Here is a 22779-nt window from a genome sequence, read left to right on the forward strand (position 1 = left end):
GCCACGCGTCAGTAGTGGACGGGCAGCGCCGTCAGGGCGCGGTTGAGCAGCGAGGGCTGCCAGCTGTGCCCGTCCGTGGCCAGGGCCAGGTCCGGGTACTCGCTCACCAGGACGCCGACCACCGCGCAGGCCACCAGCCGGGCCAGCGCCGCCCCGATGCAGAAGTGCGCGCCGTGGCCGAACCCGAGGTGCGAGGCACTGCCCCGCGCCACGTCGAAGACGTCCGGGTCGGCGAACCGCTGGGGGTCCCGGTTGGCGGCGGCGGTGACCAGGAACAGCCGGTCCCCGCCGCGCACCGGGCGGCCGTCGAGCTCGAAGTCCCGGGCGGCGCTGCGGATCGACATCTTCGAGGGGCCGTCGTAGCGCATCGCCTCCTCGACGGCGAGCGGCACCAGGGCCGGGTCCGCGCGCAGCGCCGCCAGCTGCTCCGGGTGGTGCAGCAGGGCGAGCACGGTGTTGACGATCAGGTTGCTGGTGGTCTCCCCGCCCGCGAAGGCCATCTGGGTCAGCATCCCGACGAACTCCTCCTCGCTGACCGACTTCCCGATCTGGCCGCCCGCCAGCACGCAGCTGATCAGGTCGTCCTTGGGGTCGGCCCGGCGCTCGCGGACCAGACCGGCGAGGTAGTCGTCCAGCTTCACCAGGGATTGGAGCGAGGTGCGGTACTCGCGTTCCTCCTGCGCGGCCCCGAGCACCAGGTCCCCCACCCGGGCGTTCCAGTACCAGAACGAGGGGCTGTGCGCCTGCGGGACGCCCAGCCAGCGGGCGAAGACCAGCGCCGGCAGCGGCCGGGCGATGTCGGCGAGCAGGTCGCCCGAGGTGCCCGGGACGCTGCGGCGGGCCAGCATGGCCCGGGTGGCCCGCTCCACGAACGTCCGGTAGCGGCCGATGGAGCGGGCCGAGAACTGCTCCTGGAACACCTGGCGCAGCCGTCGGTGCTGCGGAGGGTCGTTGAAGACCATCCAGCGGGACAGGACCGAGTACGCGCGCTCGGTGTCCTCCCGGGCGCCCTCGGGGACGGCGTCCATCAGGGGCCCCACCCGCTCGGCCGAGACCGCCGGGTCGCGCAGGCAGTGCATCAGCTGGCCGTGTCCGGTGACGAGCCAGGCCCGGTGCATGGCGGACCAGTACACGGGATCGTGATCGCGCAGGGAGTTGAGGTACCGGTAGGGGTCCGCGTTGACGGCGGGGTCGAGGAGGTACCGCTCGGTGAAGGCGGCCGACGGGACCGGGGCGACCCGGGGGGCCGGCGGCGCCGTACGGGCCGCCGGGTCCGGCGGGGCGGTCCGCCCGGTCATCGGGCACACCAGGGCGGAGAGGTCCGCGGGCGCGCTCGGGGCGGCGGGCGTGGTGGTGTTCGTGGTCAGGACGGTCATCGGCGTTCCTCCGACTGGATCCGGCCGAGCACAGCAGCGGTCTTGTGCATCAGCCGTTCGGACATCATGGACATGTGGTCACCCTCGGTGACGTGGACGGTCAGCCCGCCGAGCGCGATCTCGCGCCAGCGTTCGACGTAGGTGCGGAAGTCGACGTCCAGCCCGGGCATCGGTTCGCCGTCGGGCAGTTCCGCGGCCGCGCTGCCCACCAGCAGGTGGACGTGGCCGGGGTACGGGCGCAGTTCGTAGGCGGACAGGGCGGTCAGCAGCGAGTGCCAGACCTCGATCGGGGACTGCTCCACCAGGGCCGCCTCGCCGGGGCTCATACCGGCCCCCAGCAGCAGGGTGGTGAGTTCGGCCGCGGCGGCGTCCCGCTCCGGGGAAGGAGCCAGCGCCCGGACCCGGTCGCGCATCCGCAGCCCCCGCTCCATGTCGCGGCCGACCGCCGCGAGGCGCTCGCAGGCCGCGGGGTGGGGCAGGTGCGGCTCGATCAGCGTCAGCGGTGCGACGGTGTGACCGGCCTCGTGCATCTGCGTGGCCATCTCCAGGGCGATGTTGGCGCCCATGGACCAGCCCAGCAGGTCGTGCGGGCCCTCCCCGCCGTGGGCCGCGATCTCGGCGGCGTAGTTGGCCGCGATCCCGGCGATCGTGGTCGGGTCCACCCCGCCGAGCAGGCCGCGGGCCTGGAAGGCCCGGACCGGCTGACCGGGCGGCAGCGCCCGGGCGAGCGGCACGTACCAGGCGCCGCTGCCGCCGCTGGGGTGCACGCACCACAGCGGGTCGCCATCGCCTTCGCGCAGGCGGACCTCGGAGGTGACGGGCTTCGCACCGTCGGCGGCCTGCCCGGCCCCGGGGCCGGCCGCGCGCTCCGCGGCTTCCGTGGCGCGGGCGGCGAGCCGGGCGATCGTGGGCAGTTCCAGCAGGTCCCGTACGGAGACGCTCAGCCCGCGGGCGGCCGCCTGGGCGCAGACCCGGACGGTGGAGAGCGAACTGCCGCCGAGGGCGAAGAAGTCGTCGTGGACGCCGACCTGCTCGATGCCGAGGACCGTGCGCCACACCTCGGCGAGCGCGATCTCGGCCGGCGTGGCCGGTGCGACGTACTCGGTGGCGCTGCCCAGACGGTCGGCCGCGGGCAGGGGCAGGGCCTTCTTGTCCACCTTGCCGCTGCTGTTGACCGGCATCGCGTCGAGGAAGACGAACCGCGCGGGGACCATGTACGCGGGCACCTTGGCCCGCAGCGCCCGGCGGAAGGGCTCGACGACGGGCTCCACGCCCTCCTCGGGCACCACGTACGCCACCAGCGCCGGCTCCGGGAGGTCCCGCCGCAGCAGCACCACCGCCTGCTGCACCTCGGGCAGTTCGCGCAGCGCGTGCTCGACCTCGCCCAGTTCGATGCGGAACCCGCGCAGCTTCACCTGGCTGTCGCGGCGGCCCAGGACCTCCACCGCGCCGTCGGGCAGCTGGACGCCGATGTCTCCGGTGCGGCACAGCCGGGCGCCGGGGGCGCCGTACGGGTCGGGCACGAACGCGGCGGCGGTCAGGCCGGGGCGGTTCACATAGCCGCGGCCGATGGCGCGCCCGCCGAGGTAGACCTCGCCCTGCACCCCGACGGGAACGGGCTGGAGGTCCTCGTCGAGCACGTACACCTGGGTGTTGCGGATCGCCCAGCCGATCGGCGGACGCTTGCAGTCGGGCTTGAGGAGGGTGGACACCGACCACACGGCCGTCTCGGTGAGCCCGTAGACGTTGTAGAACCGTCGTCCGCGCGCCCACTTCTGAGGCAGTTCCGCCGGGCAGGCCTCGCCGCACACCTGGAGGATCCGCAGCGCGGGGAAGCGGTCCTCACCCAGGGCCGCCAAGGCGCTCGGGGCCAGCATCGCGACGGTGATCCCGTAGTCCAGAAGCGTGTTCGCCAGGTCGGCCCCCGCGCGCAGCGCCTCCCGGGGCGGGGTGCACAGCTGGGCGCCGTTCGCCAGGGCCCAGGTCAGGTCCAGGATGGAGACGTCGAAGCTGAGCGAGGCGAACTGGAGCACCCGGTCCTCGGCGGTCACGGGGAACAGGTCGCGCTGCCCTTCCAGCATGTTGGTGAGGCTGCGGTGCACGATGGTGACGCCCTTGGGGTTACCCGTGGAACCGGAGGTGTAGAGGACGTACGCCGCGTTGTCCGCGGTGACGGCGAGCCCCGGCGCCGGGACCTCGACGGGCTCCGCCCAGGTCGCCGGATCGTCCACGACCAGGGTCGGGCCGTCGAAGGGCACCGTCCCCAGCAGCGAGGACTGGGTGATCAGCACCGGCATCCCGCTGTCCTCGACGATGAACTTCAGCCGGTCGGAAGGGTGCTGGGACTCCAGCGGCAGGAAGGCGCCGCCCGCCCGCAGCACACCGAGCACGGCCCGGACCATCTCCGGACCCCGGTCGAGGCAGATGCCGACGGGTACCTCGGGTCCGACCCCCAGGGCGCGCAGCCGGTCCGCCAGCTGGTGCACGGAGGCGTCGAGTTCGGCGTAGGTGACCTCCCGGTCGCCCTGCCGGACGGCCACCGCGCCGGGGGTGCGCACGGCGTGTTCGGCCACGCACTCGTGGAACATCAGCGAGGTGTTCGGCAGGTCGGGGCCGCGGCCCCACTCCTCCAGCGCCCGCATCCGCGCCTCGCCGGCCAGTGCCGGCGCCGTGACCGGGCCTTCCGGGCGCGTGGCCATCGCCTTCAGCACCCCGCACATCAGGTCGGCGAGCTGCTCGGCGGTGGCGGGCGCCAGGTAGTCCGGGTCGACGTCGAGGGTGAGGGACTCCACGCTCGCGTTGAGCATCAGCGGGAACGCGGTGCGGGCGATCTCCAGCGAGTCGTCCCAGCTGTCCCCGGACAGCCGGTGGAAGTTCACGTAGTTGAAGAGGGTGTCCGCCACGCGCGGAGCACCGGAGCCCAGTTGCGCCATCCGCGCCAACGGCACCCTGCGGTACGGGAGCATCTCCTGCTCGGCCGCGAACGCCGCCTTGAGGTACTCCAGCCAGCTGCCCCGGGGGCGGCGCACCCCGAACGGCACGGTGTTGAGGAACAGGCCGCGCATCCGGTCCGAGCCGGGGACCTCGGGCCGGCCGTTGGTGACGAGGCCCACCGAGTGGCCCTCGGCGGAGCCGTCGCGCTCGGCGAACAGGCTCATGGTGTGGTGGAACGCCGTGAGCAGGACGGTGCGGCGGGGCACCCCGGCCAGCCGGGCCAGCCGGCCGATCGGTTCGGCCAAGGACGCGTACGAGCGCCGCACCTCGTGGACGAACTGACCGCTGTCGGAGGCCTCCGTGCCGCGCCGGGTGAACAGGACCGGGCTGAGGTCGGCCAGCGCCGAGCGCCAGTACTCCAGGCCCTCCTCGTCGACGAGTGCGGCGCGCTCCAGCGCGACGTACTCGGCGTACGGGGGCGCCGGGGGCAGCTCCGGGGTCCGGCCCTGCGCCACGGCCTGCCGGTGCAGGTCGAGCAGGTCCGCGATGAGCGAGGTCAGGCTCCAGCCGTCGAGCACCACGTGGCAGTCGGTCAGCGTGAGCCGCAGCTCGTGGTCGGTGAGCCGGTGCAGGTGGATGCGGACCAGCGGCGCGGCCGCCAGGTCGAAGCGCCGGGTGAACTCGGCGTCCACGTAGGCCCGTACGGACGCCCACTGCTCCTTGTGGGAGAGCGCGCGCAGGTCGCTGTAGCCGACCGGGAGCGCGGCGGTGGCGTGCACCAGCTGGAGCGGCTCGGAGAAGGAGACCAGGTCGATGGAGGACCGCAGGATGCTGTGGCCCCGTACGACGGTGTCCACGGCCGTCTGGAAGGCGGTGAGGTCGAAGCCCTCCGGCACGGTGATCTTGAGGTCGGTGACGTTGTGGTAGGCGCCGCGGCTCGGGTCGGCCAGCATCTCGTGCAGCATGCCGCCCTGGAGCATGGTCAGCGGGTACGCGTCGTCGAGGCCCTGCGGCAGCCGGGCCGCGTCGGCCGGGTCGAGCTGGGAGAAGGGCTCGACGGGCGCGGGGCCGCTGTCCTCGGCGGCCTCGGTCGCCAGCGCGGCCAGGTCGCCCAGGGTGCGGGCCCGGAAGAGGTCCGGGACGCTGAGGCCCAGTCCCGCGGAGCGGGCCTGACCGATCACCCGCAGCGCCAGCATCGAGTCGCCGCCCAGGTCGAAGAAGTTCGCCGTGCGGCTGATCCGTTCGGCGCCCAGTACGTCCGACCAGATGCGGGCCAGCGCCTCCTCGGCCGGACCCGTCGGCGGGACGTGTCCGGCGGGCGCGCCCGTCCCCTCGACGGCCACCTCGATCAGGGCCTTGCGGTCCACCTTGCCGTTGGCGGTGATCGGCAGCTTCGGGTGCCGGACGAACAGCGCGGGCACCATGTACTCGGGCAGCGTCAGCCGCAGCCGGTCGCGCAGGTCCGGCGCGTCCAGCGGGCGGCCCTCGGTCAGCACCACGTGGGCGACCAGGCGGGCGCCGCCGTGCGCGTCGGGCCGGGCCACCACCGCGGCGTCCCGCACGCCGGGCAGGGAGCGCAGCGCGGTCTCGATCTCGCCGGGCTCGATGCGGAAGCCGCGGATCTTCACCTGGTGGTCGGCGCGCCCGGCGTAGGCGAGCTGTCCGTCGGGCAGCACCCGTACCAGGTCACCCGTGCGGTACATCCGGGCGCCACCCGCGCCGGCGCCCGGGGCGAACGGGTCCGAGGGGAAGCGCTCCGCCGTCAGTTCGGGCCGGTTGCGGTAGCCGCGGGCCACCCCGCCGCCCGCGACGTACAGCTCGCCGACCGTGCCCCGGGGCGCGAGCCGTCCGGACCGGTCGAGGACGTACCCGTGCTGGCCGGCGAGGGGGCGGCCGATCGGGGAGTAGACGGGGGAGACCGTGTCCGCCTCGGTGATCAGGCGGTAGGTGACGTGCACGGTGGTCTCGGTGATCCCGTACATGTTCACCAGCGCGGGCCGCCCGGCGGCGGGAGCGGCGAACCAGTCGCGGTAGTCCCGGGCGTCGAAGGCGTCACCGCCGAAGATCACCGTCCGCAGGGCCAGACTGGAGAACTCCTCGCCCTGCTGCGCCAGGTGGGCCCGCAGTCCCTTGAAGGCGGCCGGGGTCTGGTTGAGCACCGTCACCCGCTCGTCGCGCAGCACGGCGTGCACCGCGGCGGGGTCGCGGACCTCGTCCTCGGTCAGCACGACCACCCGCCCGCCGGAGGTCAGCGGACCCCACAGCTCCCAGACGGAGAAGTCGAAGGCGGGGGAGTGCAGCAGGGTCCAGACGTCGTCGGCGCCGAAGTCGAAGTGGTGGTCGGCCGCGCCCAGCAGCCACGCCAGGTTGGCGTGGGTGATCTCGACGCCCTTCGGCTGCCCCGTGGAACCCGAGGTGTAGATGACGTAGGCGAGCGAGTCCGGCCCCGGGGCCACGGACGCGAGGTCCACGGCGTCGGCGCCGCCCGGCTGCTCGGAGAGGTCGCGGGCGCCCGGGGCGCCGGTCTCCGTCAGCGGGATCACCCCGACCGCCAGCCCCTCCACGGCCGCACGCCCGGTGTCGTCGGTGACGACCCACTCCACCCCGGCGTCGGCGACGGTGAACTCCCGCCGCGCCCGCGGGTGCGCCGGATCCAGCGGCAGGTACGCAGCCCCCGCCCGCCACACCCCGAGCAGCGCCACGGCCAGGTCCACCGACCGGCCCAGGCACACCCCGACCAGGGACTCCGCCCCGATCCCGGCGGCCCGCAGCCGCCGGGCCAGCGCCAGGGAGGCCGCGTCCAGCTCGGCGTAGGTCAGGGAGCGGCCGCCCCCCGAGACCGCCACCGCGGCGGGCGTCCGGGCGATGTGCTCCGCCAGCCGGGCCCAGGCGAGCCGGGGCGCCGCGGCCGCGCCGTCCTCCTCGGCCGGGGCCACGGGCCGGTTCGCCGGGCCGTCGGGGCCGAGCAGCTCGGCCCGCTCCGGCGCCGTGAGCAGCTCCATCCGGCTCAGCGGGAGGGCCGGGGTGCGGGTGAAGGCCCGCAGCACCGCCACGGTGTGCTCCGCCAGCCGGGCGATCGACTCCGCTTCGAAGAGGTCGGGGCGGTAGACGAAGCGCAGGCCGAGCCGGCCCGCGTCGTCCAGGACGTCCAGCGTCAGGTCGAACTTGGCGGTGCTCAGGTCGATCGGGAAGGGGGTGCCGGTGGCGCCGCCCAGGGCGTAGTCGCCGTGCTCGGCGCCGGTGTGCGTGAACAGCACCTGGAAGAGCGGGTTGCGGGACAGGTCCCGTTCGGGACTCAGCTCGTCGACCACCCGCTCGAAGGGCAGCGTCTGGTGCGAGAGCGCCCCCAGGACCCGGTCCCGGGTCCGGGCGAGCAGCTCGTCCCCGGTCGGGTCGCCGGCCAGGTCGGCCCGGACGACCAGGGTGTTCACGAAGAACCCGACCAGCTGCTCGGTCTCCGGCCGTTCGCGGTTGGCTACGACGGTGCCGATCGCGATGTCGTCCTGTCCGCTGTGGAAGCCCAGCGCGGCCTGGAAGGCGGCCATCGTGGTCATGTAGGAGGTGGTGTCGGTCCGCCGGCCCACCTCCGCCAGCGCCGCCGTCAGCTCCTCGGGGAGGTCGACGGTGTGCACGGCCGCGGCGTAGGAGCGGGTGGCCGGGCGCGGGTGGTCCAGGGGCAGTTCGAGCGGGGTGAGACCGGCCAGGGCCGAGCGCCAGTAGGCCAGGTCGGCGCTCTCGTCGCGGCCGCGCTGCCAGATCGCGTAGTCCACGTAGGCGATCGGCGCCGGGTCGGCGGGCGGCGCGGTGCCCTCGGACCGGGCCCGGTGGAAGGCGCGCAGGTCCCGCATGAGGAGGTCGAGGGACCAGCCGTCGGCCACGATGTGGTGCAGGGCCAGGACCAGCACGTGGTCCTCGGCCGAGACGCGCACCAGCGTGGCGCGGAAGCCCGGCTCGACGGTCAGGTCGAAGGGGCGCAGCGCCACCGTCCGCACGGCGGCGGCGACGGCCGCGGCGTCCGCCCCGGCGGGCAGCTCCACCAGGTCCAGGCCGCTGCCCTCGGCGGGCCGCACCTCCTGGGCCGGGACGCCGTCCACGTCCGGGAAGACCACCCGCAGCTGCTCGTGGCGCACGACCAGGTCGCCGACGGCCGCGTCCAGCGCGAGGAGGTCGAGGGGGCCGGTGAACCGCCAGGCGGCGGGCATCAGGTACTCGGTGCCCTGCGGGTCGAGCCGGTGGAGGAAGTAGAGGCCCTGCTGGGCGGCCGACAGCGGGATGCGCTCGGGGCGGGGTGCGACGCGGGGGATGCCCGCCGCGGCGCCGGCCCGGCCGCGCAGTCTGCGCTCCAGCAACTCGCGGGCGGCGGCGGAGAGTCCGGACTGAACGGGGGCGGTTTCGACCTGGAAAGTGGTCATGGGAATACGGTCCTATCTCGTCTCAGAAGTCAGCCGTCAGGGACAGGTCGATCTCGTCATCGCTCATTCCGGCGATCTCCTCGAACAGCCGGCGCTCCACCAGTGCGGCGAGCAGCTCGACCGTCGGGTGCTCGAACAGGTCGCGGACCTGGACCGGGCAGTCGAAGGCGGCGCGGAGCCGGGAGGCCACCGCGACGGCGCGCAGGGAGTGCCCGCCGAGGGCGAAGAAGTCCTCGCACACCCCGATCGCGGGCAGGTCGAGGACCTCGGCCCAGATCTGGGCCGTCACCTCTTCGGTCGGGGTCCTCGGGGCCACGGACTCGGCCGGCGCGGGCAGTTCGGGGTCGGGCAGCGCCGCGGTGTCGGTCTTGCCCTGCACGGTCAGGGGCAGGGTGTCCAGGACCACGAAGGCGGCCGGGACCATGTAGCCGGGGAGTCGGGTACGGCACCACGCGGCCAGGCCGTCGGCGTCGAGGCCCGGTCCGGCGACGTAGCCCACGAGGGCCCGGTCGCCGCGCAGTTCGCGGACCAGGACGGCCGCGCCGCGCACGCCCTCGTGCGCTTCGAGGACGGCCTCGATCTCACCGGGTTCGATGCGGAACCCGCGGATCTTGACCTGGTGGTCGGTCCGGCCGAGGAACTCCAGCTCCCCGTCGGACCGTCGGCGCACGAGGTCCCCCGTGCGGTAGAGCCGGCCGCCCGCGGCGCCGTACGGATCGGGCACGAACCGTTCGGCGGTCAGCGCGCCGCGCCCGAGGTAGCCGCGGGCCAGTTCCGGTCCGCCGATCAGGAGTTCGCCCGGTACGCCGACCGGCACCGGCTCGTCGTGCGCGTCCACGACGTACAGCCGTCGCCCGCCCCAGGCCCGGCCGATCGGCACCCGGCCGTCGACCGGACCGGTGACCAGGTGCGAGGTGGCCGAGATGACGGACTCGGTGGGCCCGTAGGTGTTCTCGACGGGCAGGTCCGGCAGGTGGGCGAACCAGGTGGCCAGGGGCGCGGAGGGCAGGGCCTCCCCGCCGGTCACGACCAGACGCAGGCTCTTGAGGTCCCCGGCCACCGTGTCGAGGCGGGCGGCGATCTCCTCCCAGTAGCTGGGCGTGACCTCCATGACGGTGACGCCCTCCGCCCGCACCCGCTCGGCGAGTTCCTCCACCGTCCACACCTCGTCCGGGCGGATCACCACCGCGGCCCCCGTGGTGAGGGCGGGCAGGATCTGTTCGAGGGAGGCGTCGAAGGAGTGGGAGGCGAAGTTCAGCACCCGGTCCTCGGCCGTGAGGGCGAACCGCTCGCGGGCGGCCTGCACGTGCGCGGCCAGTGCGTGGTGCTCCACCCCGACCGCCTTGGGGCGGCCGGTGGAGCCGGAGGTGAAGATGACGAAGGCCAGGGCGCGGGGATCCGGTGCGCACCGGGGGCCGTCCGGGTCGGGCCGTACGTCCTCGACCCGCAGCACCGGCCGTCCCAGGGCCGCGGCCAGGGAGGCGGTCGGGCCGTCCGTGACGACGTACCGCACCCCGGCCTGCTCCACCATGAACCGCAGCCGCTCCTCGGGCAGGTGCGGATCGAGGGGTACGTACGCCCCGCCCGCCCGCCAGATCGCGGCCATCGCCGCCACCGACCAGGTACCGCGCCGCAGGCACACCCCCACCGGGGTCTCCGGCGTCGCCCCCGCCGCGGCCAGCGCCCCGGCCAGGCCGCCGGTCAGGGCGTCCAGTTCGGCGTAGCGCACGGTCCGCTCCCCGCACACCAGGGCCACCGCGTCGGCCTCGCCCCGCACCGCGAAGGGCGGCGCCTGCGCCACCGTCGGCGCGCCGGCCCCCGCCGCGGTCAGCTCCGCGCGCTCACCGGCCGAGAGGAGTTCCAGCCGCGCCACGGGGCGGCCCGGATCGGCCACGGCCGAGGCCAGCACCCGGCCCACGTGCCCGGCGAACCTGGTCACCGTGGCGGGATCGAAGAGGTCGCTCGCGTACTCGACGTTCAGCGCGAAGCGGTCCGGATAGAGCAGGAAGGTCGCCGTCAGGTCGAACTTCGCCGAGCGCCAGGGGAGGACGAAGTGCTCCACCTCCAGCCCCTCGACGCGCGGGCCGCCGGTCGCGCTCTCCTGGACGTCGAACATGACCTGGAAGAGCGGGTTGCGCGACGGGTCCCGCTCGGGCCGCAGCTGCTCCACCAGCCGTTCGAAGGGCACCTCCTGGTGGTCGAACGCGCCGAGGACCGACTCGCGGACCCGGCCCAGGAACTCCTCGAAGGTGGGTTCGCCCGACAGGTCCGCCCGCAGCACCACCGTGTTCACCAGCAGCCCCACCAGCCGCTCCAGCTCCACCTGGCCGCGCCCCGCCACCGGGGTGCCCACCGCCAGGTCCTGCTGCCCCGACCAGCGGGACAGCACGATCTGGGTCACCGCCAGCAGCACCATGAACCGGCTGACCCCGAACCGGCGGGTCAGCTCGCCCAGCCCGGCCGCCAGCTCCGCCGGCAGGTCCACCTCGACCGCGCCGCCCCGGCCCGACCAGCCCGCCGGACGCGGCCGGTCCGTCGCCAGCTCCAGCGCCGGCACCCCGGCGAGGTTGCCCTCCCAGTAGTCCAGCTGCCGCTCCAGCACCTCCCCGGTCAGCCGGTCGCGCTGCCACACCGCGTAGTCCCCGTACTGCACCGGCACCGGCGCCAAGGCCGTCGGCTCCCCGGCCAGCCGGGCCCGGTAGGCGGCCGACAGCTCGCCGATGATGATGTCCTTGGACCAGCCGTCGGTGGCCGCGTGGTGGAACGAGATGACCGAGACGTGGTCCTCGGGCCCCAGCTCCCACACTCCGGCCCGCAGCAGCGGCGGGCGCTCCAGGTTGAACCGGCGCGTCGCGAAGGCGAAGGCCCGCTCGCGGACCTCACCGAGCCGGACGGACTCCTCACCCGGCGGGGCCTGGTGCCACTCCAGCCGTACGCCGATCCCCTCCACCACCCGCTGCACGGGCCGCCCGTCCAGCTCGCCCAGCGCCGTGCGCAGCGCCTCGTGCCGGGAGACGACCTCGTCCAGGGCGCCCTGCCAGGCGGCCCGGTCCAGGCCGCCGCGCATCCGCCAGGAGAACCACAGCACGTACGTGTCGCCCGCGTCCGACATCCGGTCCAGGAACCACATGCGCTCCTGGGCGAAGGACTGCGGCAGCGGACCGGAGCGGTCCACCGGGACCACGGCGCTCCCACCGGCCTGCCGGGCGGCCGCCACCAGCGGCCCGAAGGCGCGGATGCTGGGGTTCTCGAACAGGGTGCGCAGCTCCACCTCGCGGCCGAGCCGCTCGGCGATCCGCGAGACGGCCATCGTGGCCAGCAGCGAGTGCCCGCCCAGGTCAAAGAATCCGTCGTCGATGCCGATCCGGTCCACGCCCAGCACCTCGGCCCAGATCCCGGCGACGACCCGTTCGGTCTCGTCGCGCGGGGCGATGAACTCGGCGCCGCCCACCGCGCGGTCCCGGTCCGGCCCGACGGCGGGCAGCGCGGCCCGGTCGAGCTTTCCGGACGCGTTCACCGGGAGCGCGTCGAGGTTCACGAAGTCGGCGGGCACCGCGTAGTGCGGCAGCCGCTCCGCGCAGAAGGCGCGCAGCACGGTCGCGGGGACCGGGCCGTCGGCGCCCACCACGTAACCCGCCAGGGTGGCACCGCCCTGCGCGTCCGAGCCGGTGGCCACCGCGGCGGCCACCACCCCCGGGCACTGGAGCAGGACGGACTCGACCTCGCCGAGTTCGATGCGGAACCCGCGGATCTTGACCTGGTCGTCGGTCCGGCCGAGGAACTCCAGCTCCCCGGTGGGCAGTCGGCGCACCAGGTCACCGGTGCGGTAGAGCCGGCCGCCGCTTCCGGCGAAGGGGTCGGGGACGAACTTCCCCGCGGTCAGGGCCGGCCGGCCGAGATAGCCGCGGGCCAGTTCCGGGCCGCCGATCAGCAGCTCGCCCGGGACGCCCTCGGGGACCAGCTCGTCCCGCTCGTCCACGACGTACGCACGGCGCCCGCCGAGCGGCGTTCCGATCGGCACCCGGGAAGCGGCGGCGCCCTCGGCGGCCGGGACCGAGGCCGGGATGTCGTGGACGGTCGCGGTCACCGTGGTCTCGGTCGGTCCGTAGGCGTTGACCACCCGCACCCCGGGGACCCGGGCCTGCCAGGCGGCCAGCGCTCCCGCCGGGATCGACTCGCCGCCGAGGATCAGCAGGCGCAGCGGGGCCAGGGCGGCGGCGCAGCCGTCGGTCAGGGAGAAGGCCAGTTCGGCCCAGTAGGTCGGCGGCAGGTTCAGCACCGTGATCCCGTACCGCTCCACGAGGCCGGCCACCCGGTCGGGCAGCCACTGCTCGTCGGGGCGGACGACCAGGCTCGCCCCGCAGCCCAGCGCCGTCAGCAGCTGGTCGAGGGAGGCGTCGAAGGAGAAGGAGGAGAAGGCGAGCACCCGGTCGGCCGCGGTGATCCCGAACTCGGCCCGGGCGGACGCCGCGTGGGCGGCCATCGCGCCGTGCTCCACGCCGACCGCCTTGGGGCGGCCGGTGGAACCCGAGGTGAAGATGACGTAGGCGAGCTCCCGCGGATCGGGGGTGTGCCGCGGCGCACCCGCCGCCGCGCGGGAGCCGGGCCGCACGCTCTCCACGGCCAGCACGGGAGCGCCGAGCGCCTCCGCCGTCCCGCGCGTCGCCGTGTCGGTCAGCACGCACCCGACCCCCGCCTCCTCGGCCATGAACCGCAGCCGCTCCGGCGGGAGTTGGCGGTCCATCGGGACGAACACGCCGCCCGCGCGCCAGATCGCGGCCATCGCCGCGACGGACGGGATCCCCCGCCGCATGCACACGCCCACCGGGGTACCGGGTTCCACCCCCGCATCGGCCAGCGCCGCCGCCAGGTCACCGGTGAGCGCGTCCAGCGCCCCGTAGGTCAGGGACTCCTCCCCGCACACCAGGGCCACGGCCTCCGGTGCGCCGGACACCGCGAAGGGCGCGGCGGGAGCGGCGGCCGCGGCCGCGTCGGCCCCCGGGCCGGCCGCCAGCGCTACCAGGCGCCGGGCCTCCCCGCCGGGCAGCGGCTCCAGCTCCCGGGCGAGCGCGGCGACCGACGCCTCCGGCGAGGCCACCACCGCGCGCAGCAGGGCGACGTACCCGGCGGCGAACCGCTCGATCGTCGCGCCGTGGAAGAGGGTGGTGGAGTACTGGAGCAGGGCCGCGATGTTCCCGTTGGCGCGCAGGCTCAGGTCGAGGAAGATGTCGAGCCCCGTGCCGCCGAGCGGCGTGGGGACGAGCGCCACGTCCAGGTCCGCCAGCCGGGCCGCCGCGGGGGCGTTGTTGAGCAGGGTGAAGGAGGCCTGGGCGAGCGGGTGCCGGGACAGGTCGCGCTCGGTGACCACCTCGCCGACCACCCGGTCGAAGGGGGCGTCGGCGTGCGAGAAGTCCTTGAGGGCCCCGGTCCGCACCCGCGCCAGCAGCTCTCCGAACGCCGGGTCCCCGGACAGGTCGGTGCGCAGCACGATGGTGTTGACGAAGGGGCCGATCAGCGCGTCCACGCCTGGCCGGCTCCGGTCGGCGAGGGTGGTGCACACGGCGATGTCGTGGCGGCCGGAGTAGCGGCCCAGCAGCGCCTGGTAGACGCCGAGCAGCAGCATGTAGCGGGTCGCGCGGTGCTCGCGGGCCACCCGGTCGACCTCGGCGACCAGCTCGGCCGGCAGCTCGAAGCGGACCACGTCCCCCGAGCCGTCCCAGAACGCGGGCCGCGGCCGGTCCGTGGGCAGCGCCAGCGGGGTCACCCCGGCCAGCCGCTCGCGCCAGTACCCGAGCAGCCGCTCCATGCGCGGGCCGCTGAGCCGCTCCGCCTCCGCGGCGGCGACGTCGGTGTATTGGAGCGCCGGCGCCTCCACGGCCTCGCCGCGGTACCCGGCGTCCAGTTCGCGCAGCAGCACGGCCCAGGACCAGCCGTCGACCGCGATGTGGTGGACCACCACGAGGAGCAGGTGCTCCTCGGGGCCGAGCCGGGTGAGGCTGGCCCGCAGCGGGTGCTCCGTGGCCAGGTCGATGGGGCGGGACAGCTCCCGTGCGAAGACCTCGGCGGCGTCGGCCGCCTCGGCCGGCTCCAGGGTGATCGCCCCGGCCGGGTCCACCCGGGGGACGGGCTCCCCGTCGACGGCGGTGAACCGGGTGCGCAGCACTTCGTGCCGTGCAACGACGCCCGTGAGGGCCCGTTCCAGGGCCGGGACGTCGAGGGCGCCTCGGATCCGCAGCGCCAGGGGGAGCAAGGAGTCCGTGGACCCTCGGGTGAGCTGGTCGAGGAACCACAGCCTGCGCTGCGCGAACGATGCCTTCACTGCGGGCCTCCAAGCGGTGTTTTCCACAACACTGCTGGTTGGAGCGGTCCGTCAGTAGGGAAGAAGACGCAGCCCCGCGCGCAGCCGCCGGGGGTAGAACGCGCAACGGCGGCCCCGCCCGGACACGTCGAGCGTGCCGGGCGCGCCGCCGTCGCGCGTCGCAGAGACCGTTGCTAGCCCTCGTCCACCGCCACGAAGCGCAGTTCGGAGGTGTAGACGGCGCCCTGGTCGTCCGTCAGCCACGCCTGCTCCGGACTGGGCAGCATCTCCGTGATCACGGCGCGTCCGTCCGGGTCGTTGCGGGCCATCCGGCGCAGCGCCTTGGCCAGGATGGTGAGGTACACCGGGCTGTCGAAGTCGACGTAGAACGGCCGGGTCTCGGTCGGCAGGACCACGAACACGAACCGCGGCAGCCCGTGCCGCTCCCGCCACTGCCGGGCCCGCACGAACCGGCGGGCCTCGTCCTTCTCGTCCGCGAAGTCGATGCCGTCCTGCGGCAGTCGCCAGGTCTCCCGGGCCACCACCAGCCGGTCGACGGTCACCCGCGGAGAGTGCTCGGCGTCGTCCGGCAGGATCTGGAACAGGTCCATCGCGAGCGTCGTCAGGACGTGCGCGAACACGTCCACGGCCGCGAACCGCGCGCCGTCCGGCAGGACGACTTCCAGGCGGCCGTCCTCCCCCCGGACGACCGTCACGTCGGCGCTGAGGACCGTACGGGGCCGGGCCGGGTCGGCGGTGAAGTCGACGAGCGCGACGTGGTAGTCCTCCGGCCGCACCAGGGCGTGCCGGGTACGGACGGACAGCCTTGAGCGGTGCTCCTTGGGCAGCAGCGGCATCAGCCGGGGACCGGGGTGGTCGCGGTCGGTGAGGGCGGTCAGCTCGGCTACGTCGGGGTGCTGGTGGACGAAGAGCGAGGAGCCCAAGGTGTTGGCCGCCAGGTGCAGTTCACCCAGTACGAGCGCGAAGTCGCCGCGCTCCACGGCGTCCGCCCCGGTCGCCGCGATCATGATGTCGGGGCTGAGGTAGCGGGCGGCCGTCCAGCCACCGGACACGCCTGTGCCGCTCGCTGCATCGCTGCCGTCGGAGTCCGCGCCGAAGTGCTCGGCCACGGGCCCCGCGACGTCGGCCAGCGACACCTGGACCCGGCGGGCTCCGGCGGGCGGCGACAGGATCGCCGCCCAGCGCGCACGGAACTCCTTCTGCAGTGCCTGCGTTTCGGTGCGCGCCGCCCCGTGCAGGATCGGCATGCAGGCGAACCAGAAAGCGGCCAGGTCCACCGGCCCCTGCGCGGCGAGGCGTTCGTACACCTCCGTCGCCCGGGCCATGACTGCGGCGGCCAGCCGGGTGGTGAGCCAGCCGGCGCTGGTGAGCAGCGGCGCCAGCGGGGCGAGGGCCTCGTGCACGACCGGGCCCAGCCGGGCGCTCGCCGAGCGCCGGCAGTCGGAGTACACCAGCGCCCGGCACGGCGCCGTACCGGCCGCCTTCTCGCGGACGGCGGCGGTCTCCGTCAGGGCGACGAACTCGCCCTCCAGCGCGGTCATCGCCTCCACCAGGGCCTCGGACCCCTCGGCCGCCGCCACGAGGTCGCGGCCCCGCTCCAGCACGTCCAGGGCGGCCAGGGCGCGTTCGCGCGCCACCGGGTCCCCGATCCGCTCCAGCCAGCGCCGCAGGTAGCGCTCGGGGCGGGCGTCGGCCGGCACTTCCAGCTTCCAGACCACCCACCGGCGGGCCACCAGGGCCGTCAGCTCCGCCGGCACGTCGGTGCCGGGCAGCGCGTCCGCGATCTCCCGCGCGGTCCGCACCCCGTCGCACAGGGCCAGTACGGCCGCGGCCGCGGCCCCCGCGAGCTGCGGCGGCCGGCCCGGGACCAGCACCTCGGCGCCGTCGATGCCCGGCGCGCCCTCGTCGCCCCCGTCGTCCCCGCCGTCGGTGACGTCCCGGAGGCGGACGAACGGCACCCGCCGGGGGGCCACCCACTCCCGCAGCTCCGGATCGGCCGCGACCGTCGCGGCGAGCGCGTCGATGGCCCAGCTGGCGAAGTACACCTGCGAGTCGGCGATCAGTCCGGTGCCGGGGTCGACGGCCACGCCCTGCGGGCCGCCGGCCCCCAGGTCCCAGCGGCCCCAGCCGACGGGGCCGAAGAAGCCGATGGTGTCGTTCTTGACGCAGAACCGCTGCCAGTAGTGCGCGACGAGTTCCTCGCGCTGGCGGGGCATGCTGGTGCGGCCCGCCGCACTCGGCGTCCACTTCAGGAACGGGGCGATCCCGGAGGTCAGCACCGGCCGGTTCTGCCAGGCCACGGCCTCCCGGAAGGCGGGCAGCCGGGCGATGTCCTGGAGGGCGTGCGCGTTCGCCACCGCGGCGTCGGCGAACAGCGCCCCGAACTCCTCCCAGCGCTCCCCGGACAGCTGCTCGCCCTCCGGGAACTTGTCGGCCGCCCCGGCCAGCCCGGCCGGGGCCAGCCGCAGCACGCCCCCGGCCGGGAAGCCCGGCCCGCGCAGCGCGAATTGCTCCCACAGCCGCCAGCGGCCGCCCGGCAGATACGTCTCGCTCATGGTCTGCCCCTCACGCTCGGACGAGGTCGGCGTCGACGACGGACGCCAGGTCGGCGGGCGAGGGGTAGGCGAAGACCAGGGCGACCGGCACCTCGACGCCCAGGGCCTCCTCGATCCGCGCGGTGATCCGGAACGCGGTCAGCGAGTCGCCGCCCCACTCGTAGAAGTCGCTGTCCTCGTCGAGGGACTCCTCGCCCAGGGTGTCGCGGTAGATGCCGAGCACCAGCTCCGTGAGCTCGGCGGTGGTCAGGGTCGGATTCACGGACGTGGTCATGAGATCTCCTCCAGATACGGTTCGGTGGCCGCGGCGGCGGTGAGCGCCGCGGTGGTGTTGCCGCCCGACACGATGGCGACGGCGCGGCCCGCGCCCCGGCCGGCGCGCAGCGCCCCGGCCAGGGCCACGGCCCCGCTGGGTTCCGCCTCGATCCCGAGCCGCCGCAGGAAGGCCGCGGCGGCCAGGATCTCGGGGTCGGACACGGCGATCAGGTCGTCGACCCGGTCCCTGATGACCGGGAAGGTCACCGTGCCCGGCTGCTGGGCGCGCAGCCCGTCGGCGACGGTGTCGCTCGGCGGCAGCCGGACCGGGTGGCCGGCCGCCAGCGAACGGGCGTAGCGGGGCGTCGCGGCGGGCTCCACGCCCACCACCCTGACCCGGTGGCCGTGCGCGGCCAGGCAGACTCCGGCCAGCAGCCCGCCCCCGCCGGTCGGCACGTAGAGCGTTTCGACGTCGGGCACCTCGGCCAGGACCTCCGCCCCGACCGTGCCCTGCCCGGCGATCACGAGTTCGTGGTCCGAGGAGGGCACGAAGGCCGCGCCGCTCTCCCCGGCCAGTTCCCGGGCCCGGTGGTCGCGCTCGGCCACCCCGCCCGGTACGGACACGGTCCGTCCGCCCAGCGCCCGGATCAGCGCGGCCTTCGCCGCACTGGCCCCGGCCGCCATGACCACGGTGACCTCGACCCCGAGCGGGGCGGCCAGCCGGGCCAGCGCGATGCCGTGGTTCCCGGAGGAACCGGTGACGATCCGGTCCGCGCCCATCGCCAGGACCGCGTTCGCGGCCCCGCGCAGTTTGAACGAGCCGCTGTGCTGCAGGTGTTCGGCCTTCAGCAGCAGCGAGCCGTCCGGCGGCCGCCGCCCGGGCGCGCCCAGTCCGGGCAGCAGCGGGGTGCGCCGTACGTACCCCGCGAGCCGTTCGGCGGCCGCGTCCACATCGGCCGGGCCCAGGGTGTTGAGGGTCACGTTCATGACCGGGTGCCTCCGCTTTCGGCGAGGGCGCGCCGGTCGGCCTTGCCCCCGCGGGTGGTCGGCAGCGTGTCGAGCCGGACGAACCGGCGCGGCATCAGGTGCGGCGGCAGCGTGGCCACCAGATGGGCCCGCAGCGCCGCGTCGGGAACACCGGCGTCGCCGGTGACGTGGGCGGTCAGGAACACCCGCCCCCGGGGGTCGGTCGCGGAGGTGACCACCGCGCCGGTCACCGCGGGGTGGGCCAGCAGCGCGCCCTCCACCTCGGCCGGGTCGACGCGGTAGCCCCGGATCTTGACCTGCCGGTCCCCGCGCCCCACGTAGCTCAGCCCCCCGGGGCCGCGCCGGGCCAGGTCACCGGTCCGGTACAGCCGGGCACCGGGCGGCCCGAGCGGGTCGGGCACGAAGCGCTCGGCCGTCCGGCCCGGCAGCCCCCGGTACCCCCGGGCCACCCCGGTCCCGCCGATGTAGACCTCCCCGACGGTCCCCTCGGCCACCTCCGCCAGGCCCTCGTCCAGCAGCCGGACGACGACCCCGTCGATCGGGGTGCCGATCAGATCGGCCACCGGGTCCGGTTCGGCCGGGACGGCGTAGCGGGTCGAGGTCATCGTGCACTCGGTGGGCCCGTACTGGTTGACCAGCGCGCCCGGCACCAGAGCCCGGCCGCCCGCGGCCAGGAACGGCCGCAGCGACTCCCCGCTGGAGACCACCAGCCGCAGCCCCGCCAGCAGCGCGGCCGCGTCCGGCTGCCCCGCCAGGAACGACAGGAAGGACGGGGTCACGCTCAGCAGCGTGTTCACCCCCTCGGTGCGCACCACCTCCCCGAACTCCTCCGGCCGCAGCAGCGCCGAGCGCGGTACGACGACCAGGCGCCCGCCGGCCAGCAGCGGGGCGAAGGTGTCGCGCACGGACGCGTCGTAGCCCAGCGGTGCGACCTGGAGGCCGACCGTGTCCGCCCCGAGGCCGTAGTCCCGGACGACGAAGCGCAGGTACGCGTCGAGACCCCTGTGCTCGACCAGCACCGCGCTCGGCTCTCCGGTGGTCCCGGACGTGTGGCTGACGTACGCGAGTCCGCGCCCGTCGGGCGCCCCCGCCGGCGTACCGCCCGCCCCGACCGCGCCGGGCCGGTCCAGCAGCACCCGCGGTCCGTCGACCGGCAGGTCGTCCATGCGGGCCGAGAGCCCGGAGGCGGTCAGCAGCATCGAGGCGCCCCCGCTGCGCACCAGCGCCGCCAGGCGCGGCGCGGGCTGCTCCGGGTCCAGGCCCAGGAACGCGGCGCCGGAGCGCACCACGGCCGCCATCGCGACCACGGCGTCCACCCCGCGCTCCACGGCCACCGCGCACACCACCTCGGGGCCCGCCCCGCGCGCCCGCAGCACTCCGGCGAGCGCGTCGATCCGGGCGGCCAGCTCCTCGTACGTCAGCTCGCCCGCCGGGGTGGTGAGCGCGACCCGGTCGGGGTGGCGGGCGGCGTGCTCCGTGATGTCGTCGACGAAGGTCCGCATCACGCGTCCCCCTCCGCACCGGTGCCTGCCGCGTCCGGGCCGGCCGCGTCCGGACCGAGCACGCTCGGGCCGACCGCCGTCTGGTCGACCGCGACGAAACGCAGCTCGGAGGTGAAGGAGTTGCCCTCGTCGTCGGTCAGCCAGGCCTGCTCGGGCGTCGGCAGCATCTCGCTGACCTTCAGCCGCGCGTCCGGGTCCTTGCGGGCCAGCCGGCGGGCCGCCTTGGCCAGGATGGTCAGGTAGACCGGGCTCTCGAAGTCCACGTAGAACGGCCGGGGTTCGGTGGGGGAGACCACGAACACGAAGCGCGGCAGATCGTGTTCCCGCTGCCAGTGCCGGGCCCGTACGTAGCGCCTGCTCTCCGACTTCTCGTCGGCGAAGGTGAGTTCGGACGCGGGGAAGGACCACGTCTCGCGGGCCACGATCATCTTGTCGATGCTGATCCGGGGGGTGTGGTCGCCCTCCGGGCGGATGGTGAAGCGGTCCATGATCCGCTGGGTCAGGGTGTTCGCGTAGACGTCGAGCAGGGAGAACGCGGACCCGTCCGGCAGCACCGCCACCAGGGTGCCCTCCCGGTCCTCGACGAAGACGTCCGCGCTGAGGAAGGTGCGCGGCCGGTGCGGGTCGCCCGTGTCGTCGACCAGCGAGACGTAGTAGTCCTCCGGGCGGTCCAGCGAGGGCCTGCTGCGCGTCGACCACTTCAGCGGCAGCTCCTTGGGGAGCATCGGCAGCAGCCGGGGACCGGGGAAGTCCCGGGTCGTCTCCGCGATCAGCTGGTCGCGGTCGGGGTGCTGGTGGACGAAGAGCGAGGCGCCCATCGTGTTGAGCGCGCTGTGCATCTCGCCGAGCACCAGCGCGAAGTCCCCGCGGGACACGGCCGCCGCGTCCTCGGCGAGGACCAGCACGTCCGGGCTGAAGTAGCGGGCCAGGGACCAGCCCGCGCCCGGCTCCTCGAACTCCTCGCGCACCCGCTCGGCGATGTCCGCCGAGGAGACCCGCACGCTGCGCGCACCCTCGGGCACCTCCAGGATGCGGGCCCACTTCGCCCGCATCTCGGCCTGGATGACGTCGAGATCGGCGCTCGCCTCGGGGTACGGGGACGGCAGGCAGGCCAGCCACATCGCACCCAGGTCCACCGGGCCGCCGGCGTGCAGGCGCTCGTACACCTCGCGCAGCCGCGCCCCCACCCGTTCGGTGAAGCGGTTCGTCATCCAGCGCGCCGAGGTCAGGCACTGGGCCAGCGGCGTCAGTTCGTCGAGCAGCGCGGTGCCCAGCGTCGCCGTCGCCGAGCGGCGGCAGTCGGAGTAGACCAGCCCGCGGCAGGGCGCCGTCCGGGAACCCTTGGCGCGCTGGCCGTCGGTGTCGGTGAGCCGCGCGAAGTCCGCCTCCAGCGCGCCCATCGCCTCGCCCAGCGCGTCGGCGTCCAGCCCGGCCGCCTGTACCGCGTCCCGCCCGCGCTCCAGCACCGCGAGGCGCTCCAGCCCGGACTCCCGCAGCGCGGGGTCGCCCACCCGCTCCAGGATGGCCCGCAGGTCCCGCTCGGGGTAGGTGCTGCTCGGCACCTCCAGGCGCCAGTGCACCCACCGCTTCGACTGGAGCCAGGCGACGGTCTCCGCCGCCTCCGCCTCGGTGATCCCGGCGGCCGCGGCGATCGCCGCCACCGCCCGGGTGCCGTCGCACAGGTCGAGCACGGCCCGCTGGGCGTCGGTGATGGGCTGCGGCGGGCGTCCGGGCAGCCGCACCGTCCGGCCCTCGGCACGGACGAAGGACACCCGGCGCGGCGGGATCCAGGCCTTCATGGCCGGATCCGCGCCCAGCGTCTTGGCCAGCGCGTCGATCGCCCAACTGGCGAAGTACACACGGGAGTCGGCGAGCAGGCCTTCACCTGGATCGACGGTGATGCCCTCGCTCGCGAGGTCCCAGCGGCCCCAGCCGACGGGGCCGAAGAAGCCGATGGTGTCGTTCTTGACGCAGAACCGCTGCCAGTAGTGCGCGACGAGTTCCTCGCGCTGGCGGGGCATGCTGGTGCGGCCCGCCGCGGTCGGCGTCCAGTTCAGGAACGGGGCGATGCCCGTGCGCAGCACCGTACGGTTCTGCCAGGCCACCGCGGCGCGGAAGCGCGGGGCGGCGGCGATCTCCTGCAGCAGTTCGGCGGTCCGCACGGCCCCGGTGTCGAAGGTCTCGGTGAAGGCCTCCCACTCGGGGCCGGCGAGCAGGTCGCGCGGTCCGAACTTGTCGGCGGCCACGGCCAGCCCCGGGGGGGCCATGCGCAGCACCCCTTCAGCGGGGAAACCGGGCCCGCGCAGGGCGAAATGCTCCCACAAGCGCCACCCACCGGTGGGCAGGTGCACGTGGTCCGGGACGTCCGTCATGGCGGGGCTCCTTCCAGGCGGTACTGACACCGCGCCGGGTACCGTCTCTGGCGTCACCCTGGCTCCC

At 75.0% G+C, this 22779-nt stretch carries 8 protein-coding genes; all 8 read right to left on the bottom strand.

Annotated features, from left to right (window positions below; genetic code table 11):
• Window positions 1–8 precede the first annotated feature (8 nt).
• The gene (locus tag ABZY31_RS07380) at window positions 9–1376 is read right to left on the bottom strand and encodes a cytochrome P450 (RefSeq protein ID WP_356405781.1); all 1368 of its coding nucleotides are present in this window, start codon (window positions 1374–1376) and stop codon (window positions 9–11) included.
• Entirely contained in the window at window positions 1373–8722 is a 7350-nt protein-coding gene (locus tag ABZY31_RS07385) for an amino acid adenylation domain-containing protein (protein ID WP_356405783.1), read from the bottom strand. The genes ABZY31_RS07380 and ABZY31_RS07385 overlap by 4 nt, the downstream gene beginning before the upstream one ends.
• Window positions 8723–8744: 22 nt before the next feature.
• On the bottom strand, window positions 8745–15041 hold the full coding sequence (locus ABZY31_RS07390; protein WP_356405785.1) for an amino acid adenylation domain-containing protein: 6297 nt from the start codon (window positions 15039–15041) through the stop codon (window positions 8745–8747).
• Window positions 15042–15214: 173 nt separating this feature from the next.
• A complete protein-coding gene (locus ABZY31_RS07395) occupies window positions 15215–17596 on the bottom strand; it encodes a lantibiotic dehydratase (RefSeq protein WP_356405787.1) in 2382 nt (793 codons plus the stop codon).
• A 10-nt stretch (window positions 17597–17606) separates the two neighbouring features.
• Window positions 17607–17870 carry an acyl carrier protein gene (locus tag ABZY31_RS07400; RefSeq protein ID WP_356405789.1) on the bottom strand — a complete coding sequence of 88 codons (264 nt, stop codon included), beginning with the start codon at window positions 17868–17870 and terminating at the stop codon, window positions 17607–17609.
• Window positions 17867–18838, bottom strand: a complete 972-nt coding sequence (locus tag ABZY31_RS07405; RefSeq protein WP_356405791.1) for a pyridoxal-phosphate dependent enzyme — start codon at window positions 18836–18838, stop codon at window positions 17867–17869. The genes ABZY31_RS07400 and ABZY31_RS07405 overlap by 4 nt, the downstream gene beginning before the upstream one ends.
• Window positions 18835–20340, bottom strand: coding sequence for an amino acid adenylation domain-containing protein (locus tag ABZY31_RS07410; protein WP_356405984.1), 1506 nt, complete (start codon window positions 20338–20340; stop codon window positions 18835–18837). The genes ABZY31_RS07405 and ABZY31_RS07410 overlap by 4 nt, the downstream gene beginning before the upstream one ends.
• Window positions 20340–22712 (bottom strand): lantibiotic dehydratase, encoded by a 2373-nt coding sequence (locus ABZY31_RS07415; protein ID WP_356405793.1) that lies wholly within the window; start codon window positions 22710–22712, stop codon window positions 20340–20342. Before ABZY31_RS07415 ends, ABZY31_RS07410 begins: the two co-directional genes overlap by 1 nt.
• Window positions 22713–22779: the final 67 nt, after the last annotated feature.

This window comes from Streptomyces sp. NPDC006529 (assembly GCF_040611795.1).
Classification (GTDB): domain Bacteria; phylum Actinomycetota; class Actinomycetes; order Streptomycetales; family Streptomycetaceae; genus Streptomyces.